Origin of the sequence: Marinobacterium stanieri (genome assembly GCF_900155945.1) — a bacterium.
In the GTDB taxonomy this organism is placed as follows: domain Bacteria; phylum Pseudomonadota; class Gammaproteobacteria; order Pseudomonadales; family Balneatricaceae; genus Marinobacterium; species Marinobacterium stanieri.
The window spans coordinates 239914-255140 of the sequence record NZ_FTMN01000007.1; the positions used below are offsets into that span (position 1 = coordinate 239914).

General features: G+C 56.8%; 16 protein-coding genes. 11 read left to right on the top strand and 5 right to left on the bottom strand.

Annotated features, from left to right (window positions below):
* Window positions 1–53 precede the first annotated feature (53 nt).
* Window positions 54–377, top strand: a complete 324-nt coding sequence (locus BW956_RS15875; RefSeq protein WP_010322435.1) for a hypothetical protein — start codon at window positions 54–56, stop codon at window positions 375–377.
* Window positions 378–470: 93 nt separating this feature from the next.
* Window positions 471–812: a HopJ type III effector protein gene (locus BW956_RS15880; RefSeq protein ID WP_076464110.1), complete on the top strand. Its 342-nt coding sequence runs from the start codon at window positions 471–473 to the stop codon at window positions 810–812.
* Here BW956_RS15880 and dinB read toward each other — a convergent pair whose 3' ends face one another.
* Window positions 813–1904 carry a DNA polymerase IV gene (dinB, locus tag BW956_RS15885; RefSeq protein ID WP_175612030.1) on the bottom strand — a complete coding sequence of 364 codons (1092 nt, stop codon included), beginning with the start codon at window positions 1902–1904 and terminating at the stop codon, window positions 813–815.
* 61 nt (window positions 1905–1965) lie between these two features.
* Here dinB and BW956_RS22490 point away from each other — a divergent pair, with 61 nt between their 5' ends.
* The 3 genes from BW956_RS22490 (at window position 1966) to BW956_RS15895 (ending at window position 4499) form a co-directional block, all read left to right on the top strand.
* A complete protein-coding gene (locus BW956_RS22490; protein WP_175612031.1) occupies window positions 1966–2139 on the top strand; it encodes a hypothetical protein in 174 nt (57 codons plus the stop codon).
* A 90-nt stretch (window positions 2140–2229) separates the two neighbouring features.
* A complete protein-coding gene (olsF, locus tag BW956_RS15890; RefSeq protein ID WP_076464113.1) occupies window positions 2230–3948 on the top strand; it encodes a bifunctional ornithine lipid synthase OlsF in 1719 nt (572 codons plus the stop codon).
* Window positions 3949–3995: 47 nt separating this feature from the next.
* Window positions 3996–4499 carry a DnaJ domain-containing protein gene (locus tag BW956_RS15895; RefSeq protein WP_010322439.1) on the top strand — a complete coding sequence of 168 codons (504 nt, stop codon included), beginning with the start codon at window positions 3996–3998 and terminating at the stop codon, window positions 4497–4499.
* Window positions 4500–4502: 3 nt separating this feature from the next.
* On the opposite strand, the gene BW956_RS15900 is transcribed toward BW956_RS15895, so the two are convergent.
* Window positions 4503–5495, bottom strand: a complete 993-nt coding sequence (locus tag BW956_RS15900; protein WP_139327210.1) for a hypothetical protein — start codon at window positions 5493–5495, stop codon at window positions 4503–4505.
* Between the two features lie 120 nt (window positions 5496–5615).
* Between BW956_RS15900 and BW956_RS15905 the strand changes: the two genes are divergently transcribed.
* The 5 genes from BW956_RS15905 to BW956_RS15925 all read left to right on the top strand — a co-directional run bounded on the left by BW956_RS15905 (window position 5616) and on the right by BW956_RS15925 (window position 10876).
* A complete protein-coding gene (locus BW956_RS15905) occupies window positions 5616–5822 on the top strand; it encodes a dodecin (RefSeq protein ID WP_010322441.1) in 207 nt (68 codons plus the stop codon).
* A gap of 142 nt (window positions 5823–5964) precedes the next feature.
* Window positions 5965–7383, top strand: a complete 1419-nt coding sequence (locus BW956_RS15910; RefSeq protein WP_076464119.1) for a sensor histidine kinase — start codon at window positions 5965–5967, stop codon at window positions 7381–7383.
* Between the two features lie 66 nt (window positions 7384–7449).
* Complete coding sequence (locus BW956_RS15915; RefSeq protein WP_139327211.1) at window positions 7450–7887, top strand: hypothetical protein; 438 nt, start codon at window positions 7450–7452, stop codon at window positions 7885–7887.
* 3 nt (window positions 7888–7890) lie between these two features.
* Window positions 7891–9291, top strand: a complete 1401-nt coding sequence (locus BW956_RS15920; RefSeq protein ID WP_010322444.1) for a sigma 54-interacting transcriptional regulator — start codon at window positions 7891–7893, stop codon at window positions 9289–9291.
* 214 nt (window positions 9292–9505) lie between these two features.
* Window positions 9506–10876 carry a methyltransferase gene (locus BW956_RS15925; RefSeq protein ID WP_076464123.1) on the top strand — a complete coding sequence of 457 codons (1371 nt, stop codon included), beginning with the start codon at window positions 9506–9508 and terminating at the stop codon, window positions 10874–10876.
* On the opposite strand, the gene BW956_RS15930 is transcribed toward BW956_RS15925, so the two are convergent.
* The 3 genes from BW956_RS15930 to smrA all read right to left on the bottom strand — a co-directional run bounded on the left by BW956_RS15930 (window position 10854) and on the right by smrA (window position 14278).
* The gene (locus BW956_RS15930; protein ID WP_076464126.1) at window positions 10854–12923 is read right to left on the bottom strand and encodes a tRNA(Met) cytidine acetyltransferase TmcA; all 2070 of its coding nucleotides are present in this window, start codon (window positions 12921–12923) and stop codon (window positions 10854–10856) included. The genes BW956_RS15925 and BW956_RS15930 overlap by 23 nt on opposite strands.
* A complete protein-coding gene (locus BW956_RS15935; protein WP_076464128.1) occupies window positions 12920–13624 on the bottom strand; it encodes a hypothetical protein in 705 nt (234 codons plus the stop codon). Before BW956_RS15935 ends, BW956_RS15930 begins: the two co-directional genes overlap by 4 nt.
* 66 nt (window positions 13625–13690) lie before the next feature.
* Window positions 13691–14278 (bottom strand): DNA endonuclease SmrA, encoded by a 588-nt coding sequence (smrA, locus tag BW956_RS15940; protein WP_076464131.1) that lies wholly within the window; start codon window positions 14276–14278, stop codon window positions 13691–13693.
* Between the two features lie 128 nt (window positions 14279–14406).
* On the opposite strand from smrA, the gene BW956_RS15945 reads away from it, so the two are divergent.
* Window positions 14407–15189, top strand: coding sequence for a hypothetical protein (locus BW956_RS15945; RefSeq protein ID WP_076464133.1), 783 nt, complete (start codon window positions 14407–14409; stop codon window positions 15187–15189).
* Window positions 15190–15227: the final 38 nt, after the last annotated feature.

The following is a 15227-nucleotide window of genomic DNA, read 5'->3' on the forward strand; positions in this document are numbered from 1 at the left end:
GATATCACATGGCTTTCAATACCCTGCGACAACCGATCATAAGGACTGGCAACATGCGGCGAATCAAATACGGCCTGACAGCACTAACCCTGACAGCAATCATGGGCAGCAGCCAAGCCCTGGCTCACACCCCACTCTGCGCCTGCTATGACAACGGCGACGGTACGGTTTTGTGCGAAGGTGGCTTTTCGGATGGTTCCTCAGCGTCAGGCATTGAAGTCAGTGTGCTGGACGCCAATGGCAACGCGTTAATGGAAGGCAGCATGAATGAATACAGCGAATTCGAGTTCGACAAGCCCAAGGGGGAATACAGCGTGATGTTTAATGCCGGCCCGGGGCATGAAGTGGAAATCAGCAGCGCCGATATCGTCGAGTAAGAGCTGGGGACTGGCTCTGTGCAAAGCGACCCGGTGACGGCATAATGCCCCGCTTTGCAGATTGCCACATCAGATCGTTCAGAGGATACAGCGATGACACCAGAAGAATTTGCCAGCCGCATCGGACAGGATGACAGCCTGGATTTTGAAGATACCCAGGCCGTAATCAGTGAATATTTCGATTACACCCCCTGCGCGTTCAGCAACGGTGAAGTCGCCAATGACGCCGGTCAGAACGAAGGCTCCTGCAAGATCTTCGCACTGGGTCAACTGCTGCAGCTGGATCAGGCACAGACGCTGGCCTGTTTCGGTCGCTTCTATCGCGATGTCCTGAACACCCCGGATGGCAGCGACCATGGCAACATCCGTAACTTCATGGTCACCGGTTGGGACGGTATCAAGTTCGAAGGTCAGCCGTTGCAGCGCAAGGCCTGATCAAAACAGCGGGAGCTGCTCGGCTTCCGCGTTTTCTTCCTTTGCCCCCAGGCGATAACCCACGCCGATCAAACGCACGGCGCTGCGCTTTCGCATCCAGGCCTCTTCCAGCAGGCTGGCAAAGATCACCAGATCCGGCCCATCCACTCGGCACTCTGCCGTGGTCTGCGTGAAATCGTTGAACTTCACCTTTACCACCGCGCCCAGAATCTGCCGTGATTCGCGATGGCGCTCATACCGCCCTTCAAGATCATCCATCAGCTTTTCCAGCTGATCCATGCAGTGTTCCAGATCCGGCAGGTCCTGGCTGAAGGTGTGCTCCACACTCACCGACTTGCGTTCACGGTGGGTTCTGACTTCGCGTTCATCTTCACCCCGCGCCAACTGCCATAGCCGTTCGCCAAATTTGCCAAAGTGGTTCTTCAGCTCAATCAGTGACAATGACTGCAACTCGGCACAGGTCCCTACGCCCAGCCCCATCAATTTTTCCTGCGTACGCGGCCCCACACCCGGTATCTTCTTCACCGGCAGTTGCGACACAAACTCGGCCTGCTGCGCAGGTGCAATCACACAGAGCCCATCCGGCTTGTTCCAGTCACTGGCCACCTTGGCCAAAAACTTGTTCTGCGCCACGCCGGCGGAAACGGTGATACCGGTTTCCTGCTTCACCTGGGTTCGAATCTCTTCAGCAATGTGCGTTGCACTGCCCCCAAGGGCGCCCGTATCGCTGACATCAAGGTAGGCTTCGTCAATCGACACCGGCTCGATAAGACCGGTGAAGCGCCGGTAGATGGCAAAGATCTGCTCAGCCACTTCGCGATAGCGTGCCATATTGCCGGATACCAGCTTGAGCTGCGGACACAGCTGCAGCGCACGGGCACTGGGCATGGCGGAATGAATGCCAAACTCGCGGGCGGGATAGTTGCAGGTGGAGATTACACCTCGGCGACTGGCGGAGCCGCCAACAGCCAGGGGGATATCACGCCACTCCGGATGCTCCAGCATTTCGACAGCGGCAAAAAAACAGTCGCAGTCCAGGTGAATGATTTTGCGCAGGGTCGGGGCTGTAAAAGCGGGGTCTTCTGATTTCATTGGTTTACACTGTACGTCTGAGCCCGCTATTCACGCATGAATCACGCGCAGGAGCAAGCCGATGTCAGAACAAGAACAATGGACAGGGCGCGAACGACGCAAAAATCCGGACCGCCGCCAGACACCCGACCGCCGCGAAGACATTCGCTTTGAGCCCGGCAAAAGCGACCGCAGGCAGAACCGTGGCCGGCGCAAGGATGAACAGGATCCCTGGATGAAAAACAGAGACAGTTAATCCCGCTGTCACAGAGCAGTCACCTGCCAGTCACCTCGGTGTCACCTGTTCGCCATAGTGTAGAGCGGCAAGTGAAAGAGGTGACTGAACATGCAGATCAATGTAGAACAGGTACTGGTCAACAAATACCCCGCCTTCGCACAAAAGCCTGCTCCCGTTAAACGCTCGACACTGTTTTGCCTTCGCCGTCTGGTTCGCGAAGACGAGATCAACCGTTTTCTGGATACCCATCAGGGCATTCAGGGCTTCGAGTTCATCGACGCCGTTCTCGACTACTTCAATTTCAGCTATTCCATCAGCCACAAGGAACAGATGAATATCCCCTCCAGCGGGCGTGTGGTGATTATCGCCAACCACCCACTGGGCGCGCTGGATGGCCTGGCCTTGCTGAAGCTGGTGGGTGAAGTGCGACGCGATGTACGCATTGTCGCCAATGACCTGCTGATGAACTTTGATGCCCTGCAGAACCTGTTTTTGCCGGTCGATAATCTGGGTAAAGGCACACGCAAGCAGAACATCGCTCGTATCGTAGATGCCCTGCAAAACGACGAAGCAGTGGTGGTATTCCCGGCCGGGGAAGTGTCTCGTGCGGGCCTCACAGGCATTCGTGACGGCAAGTGGAACAGTGGCTTCCTGCATTTCGCGCGCAAGGCCAATGCGCCAATCCTGCCGGTCTACCTGGGCGGGCGCAACTCATCCCTGTTCTATGGGCTTTCCTATCTGAACAAGTCTGCATCGACATTGATGCTGGCACACGAAATGTTTAACAAGCGCTCCGTCACCCTGCCCGTGCGTGTCGGAGAACCCATCGCTTTCAGCCAGCTGGATGCCCTGCCGGTATCCAACCGTGACAAGGCAAAATTGCTGAAAAAGCACCTGTATCGCATTGCCCGCAACAAGCAGCCGCTGTTTATCACCGAAAAGACCATTGCTCACCCGCAGGACCGCAAGGCTTTGAAAAAAGAGCTGAAACAGGCAGAACTGCTGGGCGAGACCAATGACGGCAAGAAGATCTACCTGTTCAACTACCGCTCCGACTCTGTAGTCATGCGTGAAATTGGCCGTCTGCGCGAAGAAGCCTTCCGCACCGTAGGCGAAGGCACCGGCGAGAAACGTGATCTGGATCGCTACGACCAGTATTACCGCCACCTGATTTTATGGGATGAAGAAGATCTGGAAATTGCCGGTGCCTACCGTATCGGTGAGGGTCATGTCCGTGTCAAAACACCGGATCAGCCGCTCTACAGTGAATCCCTGTTCAGCTATAACGACTCCATGCAGGAGGTCTTTGCGCAGGGTATAGAGCTGGGCCGCAGCTTTGTGCAGCCACGATACTGGGGCAAGCGTTCGCTGGATTACCTCTGGTACGGTATAGGTGCCTATCTGCGCCGCCACCCGGATGTGCGCTACATGTTCGGGCCGGTCAGCCTGAGTCACAGTTACCCGAAACGTGCCCGCGACCTGCTGGTATGGTTTTACCGCCACTACTTCCCTGACCATGAAGCACGTGCGCGTTCGTTCAGCCCCTACCAGCTCGATGCCGATGCTGAAGCCGTGGTAGAGTCCGTTTTTACCGGCAACGACTACCGTGAAGACTTCAGCCGCCTGCGCCAGCAGCTCGATTTTCTGGGGGTATCGGTCCCCACGCTGTACAAGCAGTACAGTGAACTCTGCGAGCCCGGCGGGGTCTCATTCCTCGACTTCGGTGTGGATGCCGACTTCAATTATTGTATCGACGGACTGGTTCTGGTGGACACCCACAAGGTGAAGCCCCGCAAGCGCGAGCGCTATATCGGCACGGATGGCTAAACTAAGGGTGTTCCTGAACCGCAGATGCCGCGGCAACGGGAGACATGATGCACCCTTTGGGATTGGTACTCTTCGCAGTCATTGCGCTGGGCAGTTGGTACTGGTGGCAGAAGCAGCCACCGGAACAGCGCCGCAGCGCCAGCTGGAAACTGGTGCTACTGTTTCTGGTGATTGGCCTGCTGGCACTGGCCATCACAGGTCGAATGCACTGGCTGGGCGCACTTATTGCCTTGACCCTGCCCTTCCTTAAGCAGCTGTTGCCGCTGTTGTTACGCTTTTTGCCGGGCCTGGCCCGCTGGTGGCAGTCACAACAGAGAAAAAGGCCACAGGGCCAACAGCGTTCTGGCAAGCACTCCGGCAAGAATACTTCTAACGCAAATCGCATGAGCCGCGAAGAGGCTCTGGACGTGCTTGGCTTGAAGCCCGGTGCCAACCGGGAAGAGATACTGGCCGCCCACCGGCGTTTGATGCAGAAGGTACACCCTGACCGAGAAGGCAGCGCTTACCTGGCCGCTCAGATTAATGCTGCTCGGGACAGTCTGCTGGATTGATGCCTATTGCCACCAGTCCAGCTCACCGGAATTAAATCTCAACAGGCCCGCACTGGATTCAAACTCCAGCTCCCGCCCGTAGGCCGGATGAAAGCCCTCAAGCTTGAGGGCTCCATCGTCTGCAACCCTGAATACCATGCCAGCGTCCGACGCGCCCTGACCGTCCAGCACCACCTGCACCAGGCTGGGTGACAACCGGCGCCAGCGCCCTTCATGCTCCAGTAACGGCTGGTCGTTCATGTAATCCTCACGCCAATGCAGCTGACCATCAGCCATCAGGCTCAAGTCGATGCGACGGGTCTGCACACTGTCGGGTGTCTGATAACGCTGGCGCAGGGGCCAGTGCACAAAATCACCCAAACGGGCACAGCCGCTGAAATAGCGGTTATTCAACTCGGCTTCCATACTCAGGCCATACCAGTCGCCACGTTTACCGGTGCAGGCTTCAGGGCGCACTTCAAGCAGTAAGGTATTCTGGCTTTCACCACTGCCCTGCATCGACTGCTCCCAACGGCGGACCTCGCCCTCGATTTCCACTTCAGGGCGCTCAAATGCAAGCATTAGCAGACGGTCAATAAACTGAACGCGAATGTGCCGCTCGGTGAGATCAAACACCACCTGTTCGTCGGCCGAGACTGCACGCAACTCCACATCCGGCAAGTCGAAACGGCAGGCACGCTGAGTCCCGCCTGCCAGAAAGCCCTGGGTCAACATGACGCCCTCTGCTTCCTGGCGCCCCAGGCTTTCAACATAGACCGGCCATTCATCCCCCAGGCTTTGACGCTCATGACTGGCCTTAAGCGCGTCCGTCATTGCCAGAACCGGCTGGCGCTCACCGCCCAGGCAGCTTTCAAACCAGTATTTTTCTCCAGTTGCAATCAACGTGCCGCGCAGCATTTGATCCTGTGCACCGGGTTTCAGCGTTGTCGTCTGACACCCGCTCAACATCATGAGTGGAGCCGCCAATGCCGCTACAACCCAATTTCGACCTACCATGCTCGCTACCCTGCAGTTCCATCAGTCTTATTATTATGTCTCCCCTTTTGCCTGGCAGCCAAACATTCAGACATAAAAACCTGTTCTACACTGAATGCAACCATTGAGAAGGAGCAAGCCATGTCTGACCACGTATACAAACTGATTGAGATCGCAGGCTCTTCCACCGAAAGTCATGACGACGCCATTCGCAAAGCCGTTGCAAAGGCTGCCGAGACCATTGAACATATCAACTGGTACGAGGTGAAGGAGATGCGCGGGCACATTGAAGATGGACATATTGCCCATTTCCAGGTGGTTTTGCGGATCGGCTTCAGGCTTGAGTAAAACAAGCTGACTCCCTGATATTCAAAGACTTGGCAGGGTTCAGTCTCGGTTCATCTGGTATTCATCCACCCAGATCTACAGTACTGTCCCTTGATGCTGACGCCTTCGCGCCAGCCGGTAACTGGAATACCACTCGCGGCACATGTCTTCCCTGCCTTGGCACACACATTCATTGAAGCAGCTGACCCTGTTTGCCTTTGTGCTGGCAGTTGTGCCCTTGGCCGTGCTCATGTACCAGTCGGGCAATGCCCTGGTTGACCAGTCCGAACGCGCCCGCACCCTCGCGCGCGAAATGCAGCAAAGCCGTCGCCAGACCGAGCAACTGCTGACACAGGCTGAAGATATTGTCCGTTCCGCCCGCCAGTACGACATTGTTAACCGTATTGAGCTGCGTGAGCGCCTGCTGAGCCAGATCGATACCTTCGAGACCCTGCTGAACGGCAGTGCCCTGCCGAGCTTGCCGCAGCAGCAGTCAGCCACACTGAGCGAACACCTGAAGACTCTGAGCCAGCGCTCTTTGGAAGAAGAACCACCACGGTTCGACCCCGAACTGCTGGAGCAGTTGATTACCGAAACCCAGCAGCTCAGCGTGCAGCTTGACCAGCACTTCGATGCCCGCCTCACTGTGCTGGAAGCCCAAACCCTGGAAGAACAGCGCAAAAGCGGCTGGCAGGCGATGGCACTGGTATTGGCAACCGCCATTCTGATTCTCTTTTTCAGCGGGCGTATCAACCGCCCTGTACAGCAATTGATCCGCCGTATTCGCAGCCTGGGTGAAGGTGAGCGCAATCCCAAGCCCCTGCTTAAAGGACCTGAAGAGCTGGTGGAAGTAAACCGTCAGCTCAACTGGCTGGCCGAGCGCCTTCAAGCTTTGGAAGAAGACAAGGTACGCTTTCTGCGTCATATCTCTCATGAGCTGAAAACACCTCTGACAACCTTGCGCGAAGGTGCTGACCTGTTGTCCGAAGAGCTGGCCGGCCCACTCAATGCAAAACAACATGAGATTGTCAGTCTTTTGCAACAAAACAGCATTAGCCTGCAATCACTGATTGAGCAGTTGCTGGATTACAACCGCCTGCAACAACCCAGCAGCCTGCAGCGCGACAAGATTTCCCTGCAGCCGATGCTGGAACGTCTGCTGGCACCGCACAGGCTGCAAATTGAACAAAAACAGTTACAGGTGAGCATTGGTCTTAATAATGTTGACCACTGGTTTACGGATTCTCAGATGTTGCAACGCATTCTCAGCAATCTGATATCCAACGCGGTACACTATGCGGACGAAGAAGGACGCATCGAGATTAAAGGCAGCCTGGATGAAGGTAAGCTGAAACTGGCTGTCGGCAACACCGGGCCTCTCATCCCGGAACAGGATTTATCGCGACTGTTCGAACCCTTTTATCAGGGCCAGAACAAACGCAAGGGACCGCTCAAGGGGTCAGGTATCGGACTGAGCATTGCTGCTCAAGCCTGCCAGACACTCAACGCCAACCTGGAAATCAGCCAGAATCATGATCGTTGGGTCGTCTTCACTATGGAACTGCCGAGCCTGGAGCCCTGAGCAATGCAACGCTTGCCCCTGTTATTCATTCCCTTAGTACTGTTGGCTGGTTGCCAGAGCCCTCTGTTGCCTATCAAAAGCACCAGCGAGCCTGTCAAAACACCAGCACTCAGCCATTGCCGTTTTGATACCGGTCAGTTGAGTGAATGGATAAAATATGAACATCGTTTTATTTCGTCTACAATTAGTGACAGGCAGGCGCTTTTGGGAGACGCTGAAAGACGACAGCTTAGCGCACTTCATGCGCTACTTCTGAGTAGTCCCGGACAGTCGCAGGCACAACTGGAGCGTGCCACCAAGCTGCTGGCCAGCATTTCACCTGATCCCAGTGATTTGTGCGCCGCCGAGCAGTACCTGGCTAACCGCCAGCATCAGCTCAATCTGCAGTTGGAGTCACTGCAACAGATCCGCGATCTGGAGCAGCAGAAAATGGAACTTGAACGTCAGGTCGATGCCCTGACAGATTTGGAACGACAGATAACGCAACAGCGTGAGGAGCACTGACAGATGACATCAACCCCCCACATCCTTCTGGTTGATGATGATACCGCTCTGCTGAAGTTGCTGGAGATGCGCCTTGAGGCCTCCGGCTACACGGTCGATTGCGCCGAAAGCGGTGAAGAGGCTATTGGCCAGGTACGCCAGCAGCATTACGACCTGGTGTTGACCGACCTGAAAATGGACGGCATGGATGGTCTCACTCTTTTCACTCGCATCCAGCAGGAACAGCCTGATTTGCCGGTGATCATCATTACCGCACACGGTTCTATCCCCGAGGCCGTCGAAGCGACCCAAAAGGGCGTGTTCGGCTTCCTGTCCAAGCCGATCGACAAGCAGCATTTGCTGGATACCGTCCGCGCAGCTCTGAACAGCTCTCAGCGCAGTCTGGATCACAGCTGGCGCGAAGGCATCATCAGCCACAGCGGCCCGATGGAGCAGGTTCTCGACCAGGCTCACCGTGTAGCAGCATCTGATGTCAGCGTACTGATTACCGGCCCCAGCGGCAGCGGTAAAGAACTGGTAGCTCGTGCCATTCATAAGGCAAGTGCGCGTGCCGACCAGCCGTTCGTAGCGATCAACTGCGGCGCCCTGCCCGAGCAACTGCTGGAGTCCGAACTCTTCGGTCATACCAAGGGTGCGTTCACCGGTGCCATCAACCAGCACTCCGGCCTGTTCCGTGCGGCCCAGGGCGGCACCCTGTTCCTGGACGAGATCGGCGACATGCCGCTGGCCCTCCAGGTGAAGCTGCTGCGTGCACTCCAGGAGCGTGTTATTCGTCCGGTTGGTTCTACCGAATCGGTTGCGATTGATGTGCGCGTCATCTCGGCAACACACCGTGATCTTGAAACCGCCATGCTGAGCCAGGAGTTCCGCGAGGATCTCTACTACCGCCTCAACGTGGTTAATCTGGAACTGCCGCCGTTGCGCGAACGTCCCGAAGACATTCCGCTGCTGGCACGCCACTTCCTGACGCTAGCTTCGCAGAAGCACAACCGCAAGGTCAAAGGCATTTCTCCGGGCGCACTGCACCTGCTGGCTCAGGCCGCCTGGCCGGGCAACGTACGCCAGCTGGAAAACGTGATGGAGCAGGTGGTCGCACTGAGCCCCTCACCTATCATTCCGGAAGGTCTGGTATCCAAGGCGTTGGCCAATCAGGAAAGGGTTATCCCCTCGTTCAATGAGGCCCGTGCCGACTTTGAACGTCGTTACCTGATCAAGGTGCTGCAGATCACTGAAGGGAACGTGACTCACGCCTCCCGCATCGCCCAGCGTAACCGCACCGACTTCTACAAGCTGCTGAACAAGCACCAGCTGGAAGCCGCTCAGTTCAAGGCCAATGCCAAAGCCGCTGTGGCAGCCCAGAAAGAAGCGCTGAAGAAAACCCGCAAGACGCGTAAAGCCAGCTAAGGCTGAGCCAGGCTTGCCAAACTGCCTGACCCGGAGTGACAGCACACCGGGATCAGGCAGTTTTTCGTTACCCGCTCAACCACCCCACTCCTGCGCCAACACCTGCGCTAATACCTGCCAAGCACCCAGCACCCAAATTCGCTTTCAGACTTGGACTTTTGCCACTGCTTTAATACCATGCGCCTGTTTTCCTGATTGAACGGATGGCTGCTCCATGTCTGCTCCCTCACTGAACGAAGCCCTGGCTTTAATGAACCAACAGGCTTTTCCGGCGGCTGCCGCCATCTGCCGTCAGCACCTCGCTGTGCGCGCTGACGATTTCAACGCCCGCCACCTGCTCGGCCTGATCGAATTCAAGGCCGGTCAGTTGCTGGCCGCCACCAAGGATTTGCAGAAGGCCAGCCGCCTGCCTGTTGCCGCCCGTTTCAAAGCCCAGGCATTGAGCAATCTGGCACTGGTCCTTCAGGCGCGGGGCCGACTGGAGAACGCCTGTGAGGCTCTGCAACAGGCAATCGAATACCAGCCCAAGGAACTCGCCTTTCATCTCAATCTGCTAGGTGCACTGGAAAAGCGTAGTGACTGGTCCGCTATCATTGCGCACCTGAAGGGTTTCACCAGCTTGCAGCAGCACCCCGAAGCCCGCCTGTCACTGGCCGTCGCGCTTCGGCACACCGACCAGAATCAACAAGCGCTGGCGTTGCTCGAGACGACTCTGAACAGTCTTGACGCCGAGGCTGAATGGGCATTAAACGCGGCCATCCTCAACCAGATCGAGCCCGTTATCAAATACGGTCAACAGACGAACCAGGCCGCACACTGGCTGACACAGGTCGCTGATTATATGGCTGAAGAGGGGTTCGCCACTTTGGCCACACCCGTTTACCAGGCCGCACTGGAACTGGACCCGAGCAATGTCAGCGTACGTCATATGCTCAGCGCTGCAGCGGGCGAGTGCACAGCCCAGGCCCCCGATGCTTACGTGGAAAGTCTCTATGATCAGCATGCTGATGCGTTCGAGGAGCGACTGACGGGCCGACTGGGTTATCAAGCCCCCACCCTGCTGGCCGAGCGTTTGCCAGAGTTCACCCAAGGAGCAATCAATACCCTGCTGGATCTTGGCTGCGGTACAGGACTATGCGGGCAGGCATTGCAGCCGGTTCTTCACCCTCGAAACCTGATTGGTTGCGACCTGTCCCAGCAAATGCTGTCACATGCAGCTGAAAAGTCGGTCTATACCGAGCTGCTGCATGCCGACTTGATGAGCACCCTTGCCAAGCCCTGGCAGGCGGACCTTATTACCGCGACAGATGTACTTATCTATACCGGCGAGCTGTCACCTGTACTGCAGGCAGCCTTCAATGCACTCACGCCCGGAGGGTTGTTTGCCTTCACATTGGAGACCTGTAGCCACTCGGAGGGTGTCATGCTGGATGCATCAGGCCGTTATCGTCATGATGCACAGAAGCTGCTTAAAAACGCACAAGAGCAGGGCTATGAAGTCTGTGTTGCTGAGGAGTTTCCGCTGCGTCGCGAGCAGGGCAATATGCTGGAAGGGGCGCTGATTATTCTGCGTCGCCCCTGTTAAGCAACACTTCACACAACTGACGCAGGCGCTCCAACTGAGGCTTTTTTCCGACCGGCTGAAGCTGTGCAGACGGCGCCTGCTGACGCAGAATTCGCTGACACAACAGCTCTTGGTCGGCAGCGGACAGTTCCAGCAGATGCCACAGAGGCAAGCTTGCGTGCACCAGCCGAGTTAATGGCACCAGGCTGGACTCCAGCGTTCTGTTCGCTCGGGCGAAACCAAGCAAACGCTCGCGTGTGGAAGCGTCCAGGGGCTCAGAATTCAGCCCTCGCATCAAGGCCGGCAGATAGACCGCTTCCAGATCAGCCAGCTGCCCCGACAAGCGCAACAACAGGCTTTGTCGATACCATTCACGCGCCTCGGCAAACCAGGCTGAGACGTCATCACTGAGCGGTTTTACCACCAGCAAGGCATGGCTGCCCGCCACCGGGTCGCGCTGCTCGCCCAGTCGCACAGGCCAATAATCCGATTGTTGCCAGAAGCTCAGTAATCCGGGCTCAGAGGCAAAGCTGGCCCCCATGTAATCAACCCCTTCCGCCTTTGCGCTTCGCTCAATCGCCTGTAACAGCCTTTGGCCAAGCCCCTTTTGCTGGGCGGAGGGATGTACAGCAATGCGCACCACGCGCCAGCCTTGCCATTGTGCCACTTCGCCCCACCCTTCTTGTGCCACCAGTGTCTGCGGCAGCAAATGTCCCCGGGGTCGACGACGCCCCTCCCAGATAGCTTCGGTAAGCTCCGGAGCCAAAGGCCCTTCCCGTGCCACCAGTGCGCATGCGACTGGCTGCCCTTCCAGGCTCAAGGCAAAAACATCAATATTGGGACTGTCCAGAAGGATACGCAGATCACCCGGCGTGGTGCGGTAGTGCGCCAGCACCAGCAAACCGAATATGGCACTCAAGCGCTCAGAATCAGCAGCCAATTCAGCTCGGTCCACCTGTTCAAAAACGGGAGTGCCTGAAAGGTTCGGAGCGGGCGCATCGGCATCGAGCAATAACAGTCGATTACACAGTGCCTCCAGCGGGTCAGGCGCTTGCCAGCGAACGGGGGCTTTGAGATGCAATTCGGTGAACGCCTGCCCAGTCTCACGCATCCTTTTCAGAAATCTGAGAGCAAACCCCTGGCCGTTACCTTCATATCCTTGCAGCGTGGTGGCAAATACCACGTGAGAGTACCGCTGCAGCAGTTCCGTCAGCACAGGGACAGGAATCGCAGCAGCTTCATCTATCAGCAGCACTTCAGCCTCAGGCACCTGGCGTAACACCTCATCCGGGCGCATAAACCTGAGCACCGGTGAGTGCTCTGGCGCCGCCAACTCGACCTGAGCCATCAGCGAAGCAATTGCGGCTTTATCCGGCGCCGTTACAAGAACACTTCGCCCCTGCTGCAACAATTCAGCCGCGGCAATGCCCAAAGCCGCACTCTTGCCGCGCCCACGATCAGCCGTCAGCACCAGCGGGTGGCGACGGCGCTGGCATGTGTGCAGAATCGCCTGGACTGCATCTGCCTGATCGCCGGTCAGGCAAGGGCCCTCAGGCAATACCTCAACCTCAGGTTCCGGCCAGTGCTCTGGCAACACCAGGGTTTCGGGTGTCAGTTGAACCAGGTGGGCAGAAGCCTGCAGGCAACCCACCAGGTATTTAAGGAAGTGCCCCCGAATCTGCTCTGGCCGATAAGGCTCAACACAGAGCGAACGGTATTCAGGGTCTGCGAATTCGCCCCACTCGCTTGGCTCTGGCGTCATCAACACCAGAACGCCACCGCCCCTCAGGGTGCCACAGAGCTGACCAAAGGCGTTCGGATTAAAACCGGCAAAGGTATCAAACAGCAGGTAATCAAGCGTCTGCCCCAGAAAGATCTGAGCCTGACGGGACTCAATGGGATGAAGGGAGGACAGTGGCTGGTCGGATACCAGCAGTCCCTCACCTTGAAGGAGTGGCAGCAGATCACGCTCAAGCCGATCACGCACCAGCTGGCGCGGCCCCTGAGCCCAGATCAAAACACGTTGTCGGGAGTGCTGCAGGCGCCGTAAAAAAGACGCCAGGCTCATCCCTCGGAATACATCATGTTATCGTCAGGGCTGGTGACATGCTCAGCTTCATAATAGACACCAGGCTCCTGCTCGTTCTGCATGCGATTGCCCAGGTACTCCAGAACACGTGCCAGGTTCAGACTGCCGCGCGGCTGAAAAGTCTGTGATACCAGCCAGAGGTCGGACGGTTGGATATCCGTATGTTCAAGAATCTGCTCATAGCAGCGTTGAGCAAGCGCACCGGCATGCTCATTGGTGGCCGGAAGAACAGCACCGATTTCATGCTCACCGTCCCAGCCGATCAGGTCACCCGGGCGGGACAGCTCTTCGCTGAGCACGCGGATAAGCTGCAACAGGTGTTCACGTTTAACCTTAGCGCCCAGGCTGATGCGCATGACGGTCAACGGGCTGAACTCGCGTACGGCACGCCGACACTCAAGCGCCAGCATGTGACGATACCAGTGCTCGGTGGCAATGCCGGTATTGGGATCAACAGCCAACAGAGGCTCGTTTGCTTGAGTAACAGCACGACTCATGCTTCTGTTGCGCAGCATCATGAACAGCACCAGGCTCACCACCAGCGCGAGACCGGCCAGTAGCTTGAGCCCCATTGACGTCTCGCCACCTGCTGTCAGCGCCAGCACTAACGCATTGAGCACCATCAACAGGGTGACCAGATAACGACTGCGCTTTAGCTGTTCCACAAAAACCGAGTCCATGCCGGCATCCTCACCTTTATCCCTGTTCAGTAAAGCGGCTTTTACCGCTGAATTCAATACGCGACACTAACCGCGCTTCTGGTGTTTTTCCCAGTTATGCTGACGTGCCTGGGCATTCTTGCGCAGCATCAAATAGACCGCTGCCAAGCCGCCCTGATGCGGTTGGGCCGAGTGAAAAGCCATCACCAGATCAAGCTGCTTGAGCCACTGGTCCAGATAGCTCTTGAGCTTGTTGGCCGGGTCTTCAACGCTGCGTGCACGCCCAATCTGGACTAGCACCGTTCTGATGCCCAACTCATGGCTTTGACGCACAAAGCTCACCAGTTCGTCACGGGCCTGAGCGGGTTCAAAATGCTGCAGGTTCAGGCTCGCATCACAACTGTAGCGGCCAAGGCGCAGATTTCTGAAGACACCTTCCTGCACACCGTCTCGTTTCCAGCTGATGGGATCAGCCGGGTGCAGCCATTCAACCTGGTCCAGCGACAACCCTTCAGGGGAGCCCTGAGCCAAACGACGTCGAATACTCTTGCCGGGGTCTGCTCTGAGTGAACGTGCAGCCGGTACCGCAGGGCCTGAGCCTGTGTCTTGCCGGATACGCTGCACACCTTCTGCCTGCATCAGTTCGGAAAAACTGTCATCGTGCCAAGATTGCATGGGCCTCTCCTCGTATCCGTATAGTACGTACTGTATTGTGACAGCAGTCTGTACGGAATTGAACGTTTTGCAGCGGTAGCATTCTCTATTAGAGTGTAAGCAAGCAACGGCAGAGGTAATCAACAGTCATGCAGCGCCTGATCATCGTCTTTACCCTCATTGTTTTCGTGGCCGCCGGCTACCTGTTCCTGCAACCCGCCTCTGAGCAAGCAGTTACCACCGACGACACTCCGCCTCCTGTCTCTGAACAGGCCAAACGTGATGCTCAGGAACATATTTCCAGTCTGACCCAGCAGGCTGCCGAACAAACCCTTGCCATGAATGAAGCCGACCACTTTGTGACGGGGGACCAGCTGCTGCAACTGCCCGCCAAAGCCCAGGGCTCTGGTGATGCCATTTCAATGAATGAGGCCGATACCAACAGCACGGCGGTGGCCTTTGCCGTTGATCGTGCCAAGATCGGCACCAACAACACTGCTGGCAGCAGTGCCGCCGCGTTGGCTTCCATGGATAAACTGCGCCTGCAGGAGCTGCTGAATAACCCCGACCAGGCACGTAGCGAAGTGTTCTATATTCACTCGGTGGATGGTGCCGATCGCCAGGGGCTTTGGGGCATTATTCATCAGGGACTGATCGAAACCTTTACCCGAGGCATTCGCATTGATGACCGCTCCCGCCTGCTCAGCGTGACGATTCCCGAGGATGCAGACGAACCGCTCTCCGACCAGCGCAGCTCCTGGCTGGGTACTTTGCTGAAAAACAAGGTGGAGACTACCTGGGTCTATAACTACGAGCACGGTTTATTGGGTCAGAACCCCGACGTCATCCATCCTGGTCAACAATTGATCATTGTTCGCTTTGATGAAGATGAGCTGATCAACATCTATAACCACTTCATCCAGCAGCACTAAATTGCCGGGCTTCAGAGCGAAGCCCGCGCCTCTCGCGC

Bases quoted from the DNA above. Each gene is read 5' to 3' on its own strand.
- BW956_RS15945 (WP_076464133.1), top strand. From the start codon at position 14,407: ATGCAGCGCCTGATCATCGTCTTTACCCTCATTGTTTTCGTGGCCGCC.
- BW956_RS15910 (WP_076464119.1), top strand. From the start codon at position 5,965: ATGTCTTCCCTGCCTTGGCACACACATTCATTGAAGCAGCTGACCCTG.
- BW956_RS15900 (WP_139327210.1), bottom strand. From the start codon at position 5,495: ATGGTAGGTCGAAATTGGGTTGTAGCGGCATTGGCGGCTCCACTCATG.
- BW956_RS15875 (WP_010322435.1), top strand. From the start codon at position 54: ATGCGGCGAATCAAATACGGCCTGACAGCACTAACCCTGACAGCAATC.
- smrA (WP_076464131.1), bottom strand. From the start codon at position 14,278: ATGCAATCTTGGCACGATGACAGTTTTTCCGAACTGATGCAGGCAGAA.
- dinB (WP_175612030.1), bottom strand. From the start codon at position 1,904: ATGAAATCAGAAGACCCCGCTTTTACAGCCCCGACCCTGCGCAAAATC.
- BW956_RS15920 (WP_010322444.1), top strand. From the start codon at position 7,891: ATGACATCAACCCCCCACATCCTTCTGGTTGATGATGATACCGCTCTG.
- BW956_RS15930 (WP_076464126.1), bottom strand. From the start codon at position 12,923: ATGAGCCTGGCGTCTTTTTTACGGCGCCTGCAGCACTCCCGACAACGT.
- BW956_RS15880 (WP_076464110.1), top strand. From the start codon at position 471: ATGACACCAGAAGAATTTGCCAGCCGCATCGGACAGGATGACAGCCTG.
- BW956_RS22490 (WP_175612031.1), top strand. From the start codon at position 1,966: ATGTCAGAACAAGAACAATGGACAGGGCGCGAACGACGCAAAAATCCG.
- BW956_RS15905 (WP_010322441.1), top strand. From the start codon at position 5,616: ATGTCTGACCACGTATACAAACTGATTGAGATCGCAGGCTCTTCCACC.
- olsF (WP_076464113.1), top strand. From the start codon at position 2,230: ATGCAGATCAATGTAGAACAGGTACTGGTCAACAAATACCCCGCCTTC.
- BW956_RS15935 (WP_076464128.1), bottom strand. From the start codon at position 13,624: ATGGACTCGGTTTTTGTGGAACAGCTAAAGCGCAGTCGTTATCTGGTC.
- BW956_RS15895 (WP_010322439.1), top strand. From the start codon at position 3,996: ATGCACCCTTTGGGATTGGTACTCTTCGCAGTCATTGCGCTGGGCAGT.
- BW956_RS15925 (WP_076464123.1), top strand. From the start codon at position 9,506: ATGTCTGCTCCCTCACTGAACGAAGCCCTGGCTTTAATGAACCAACAG.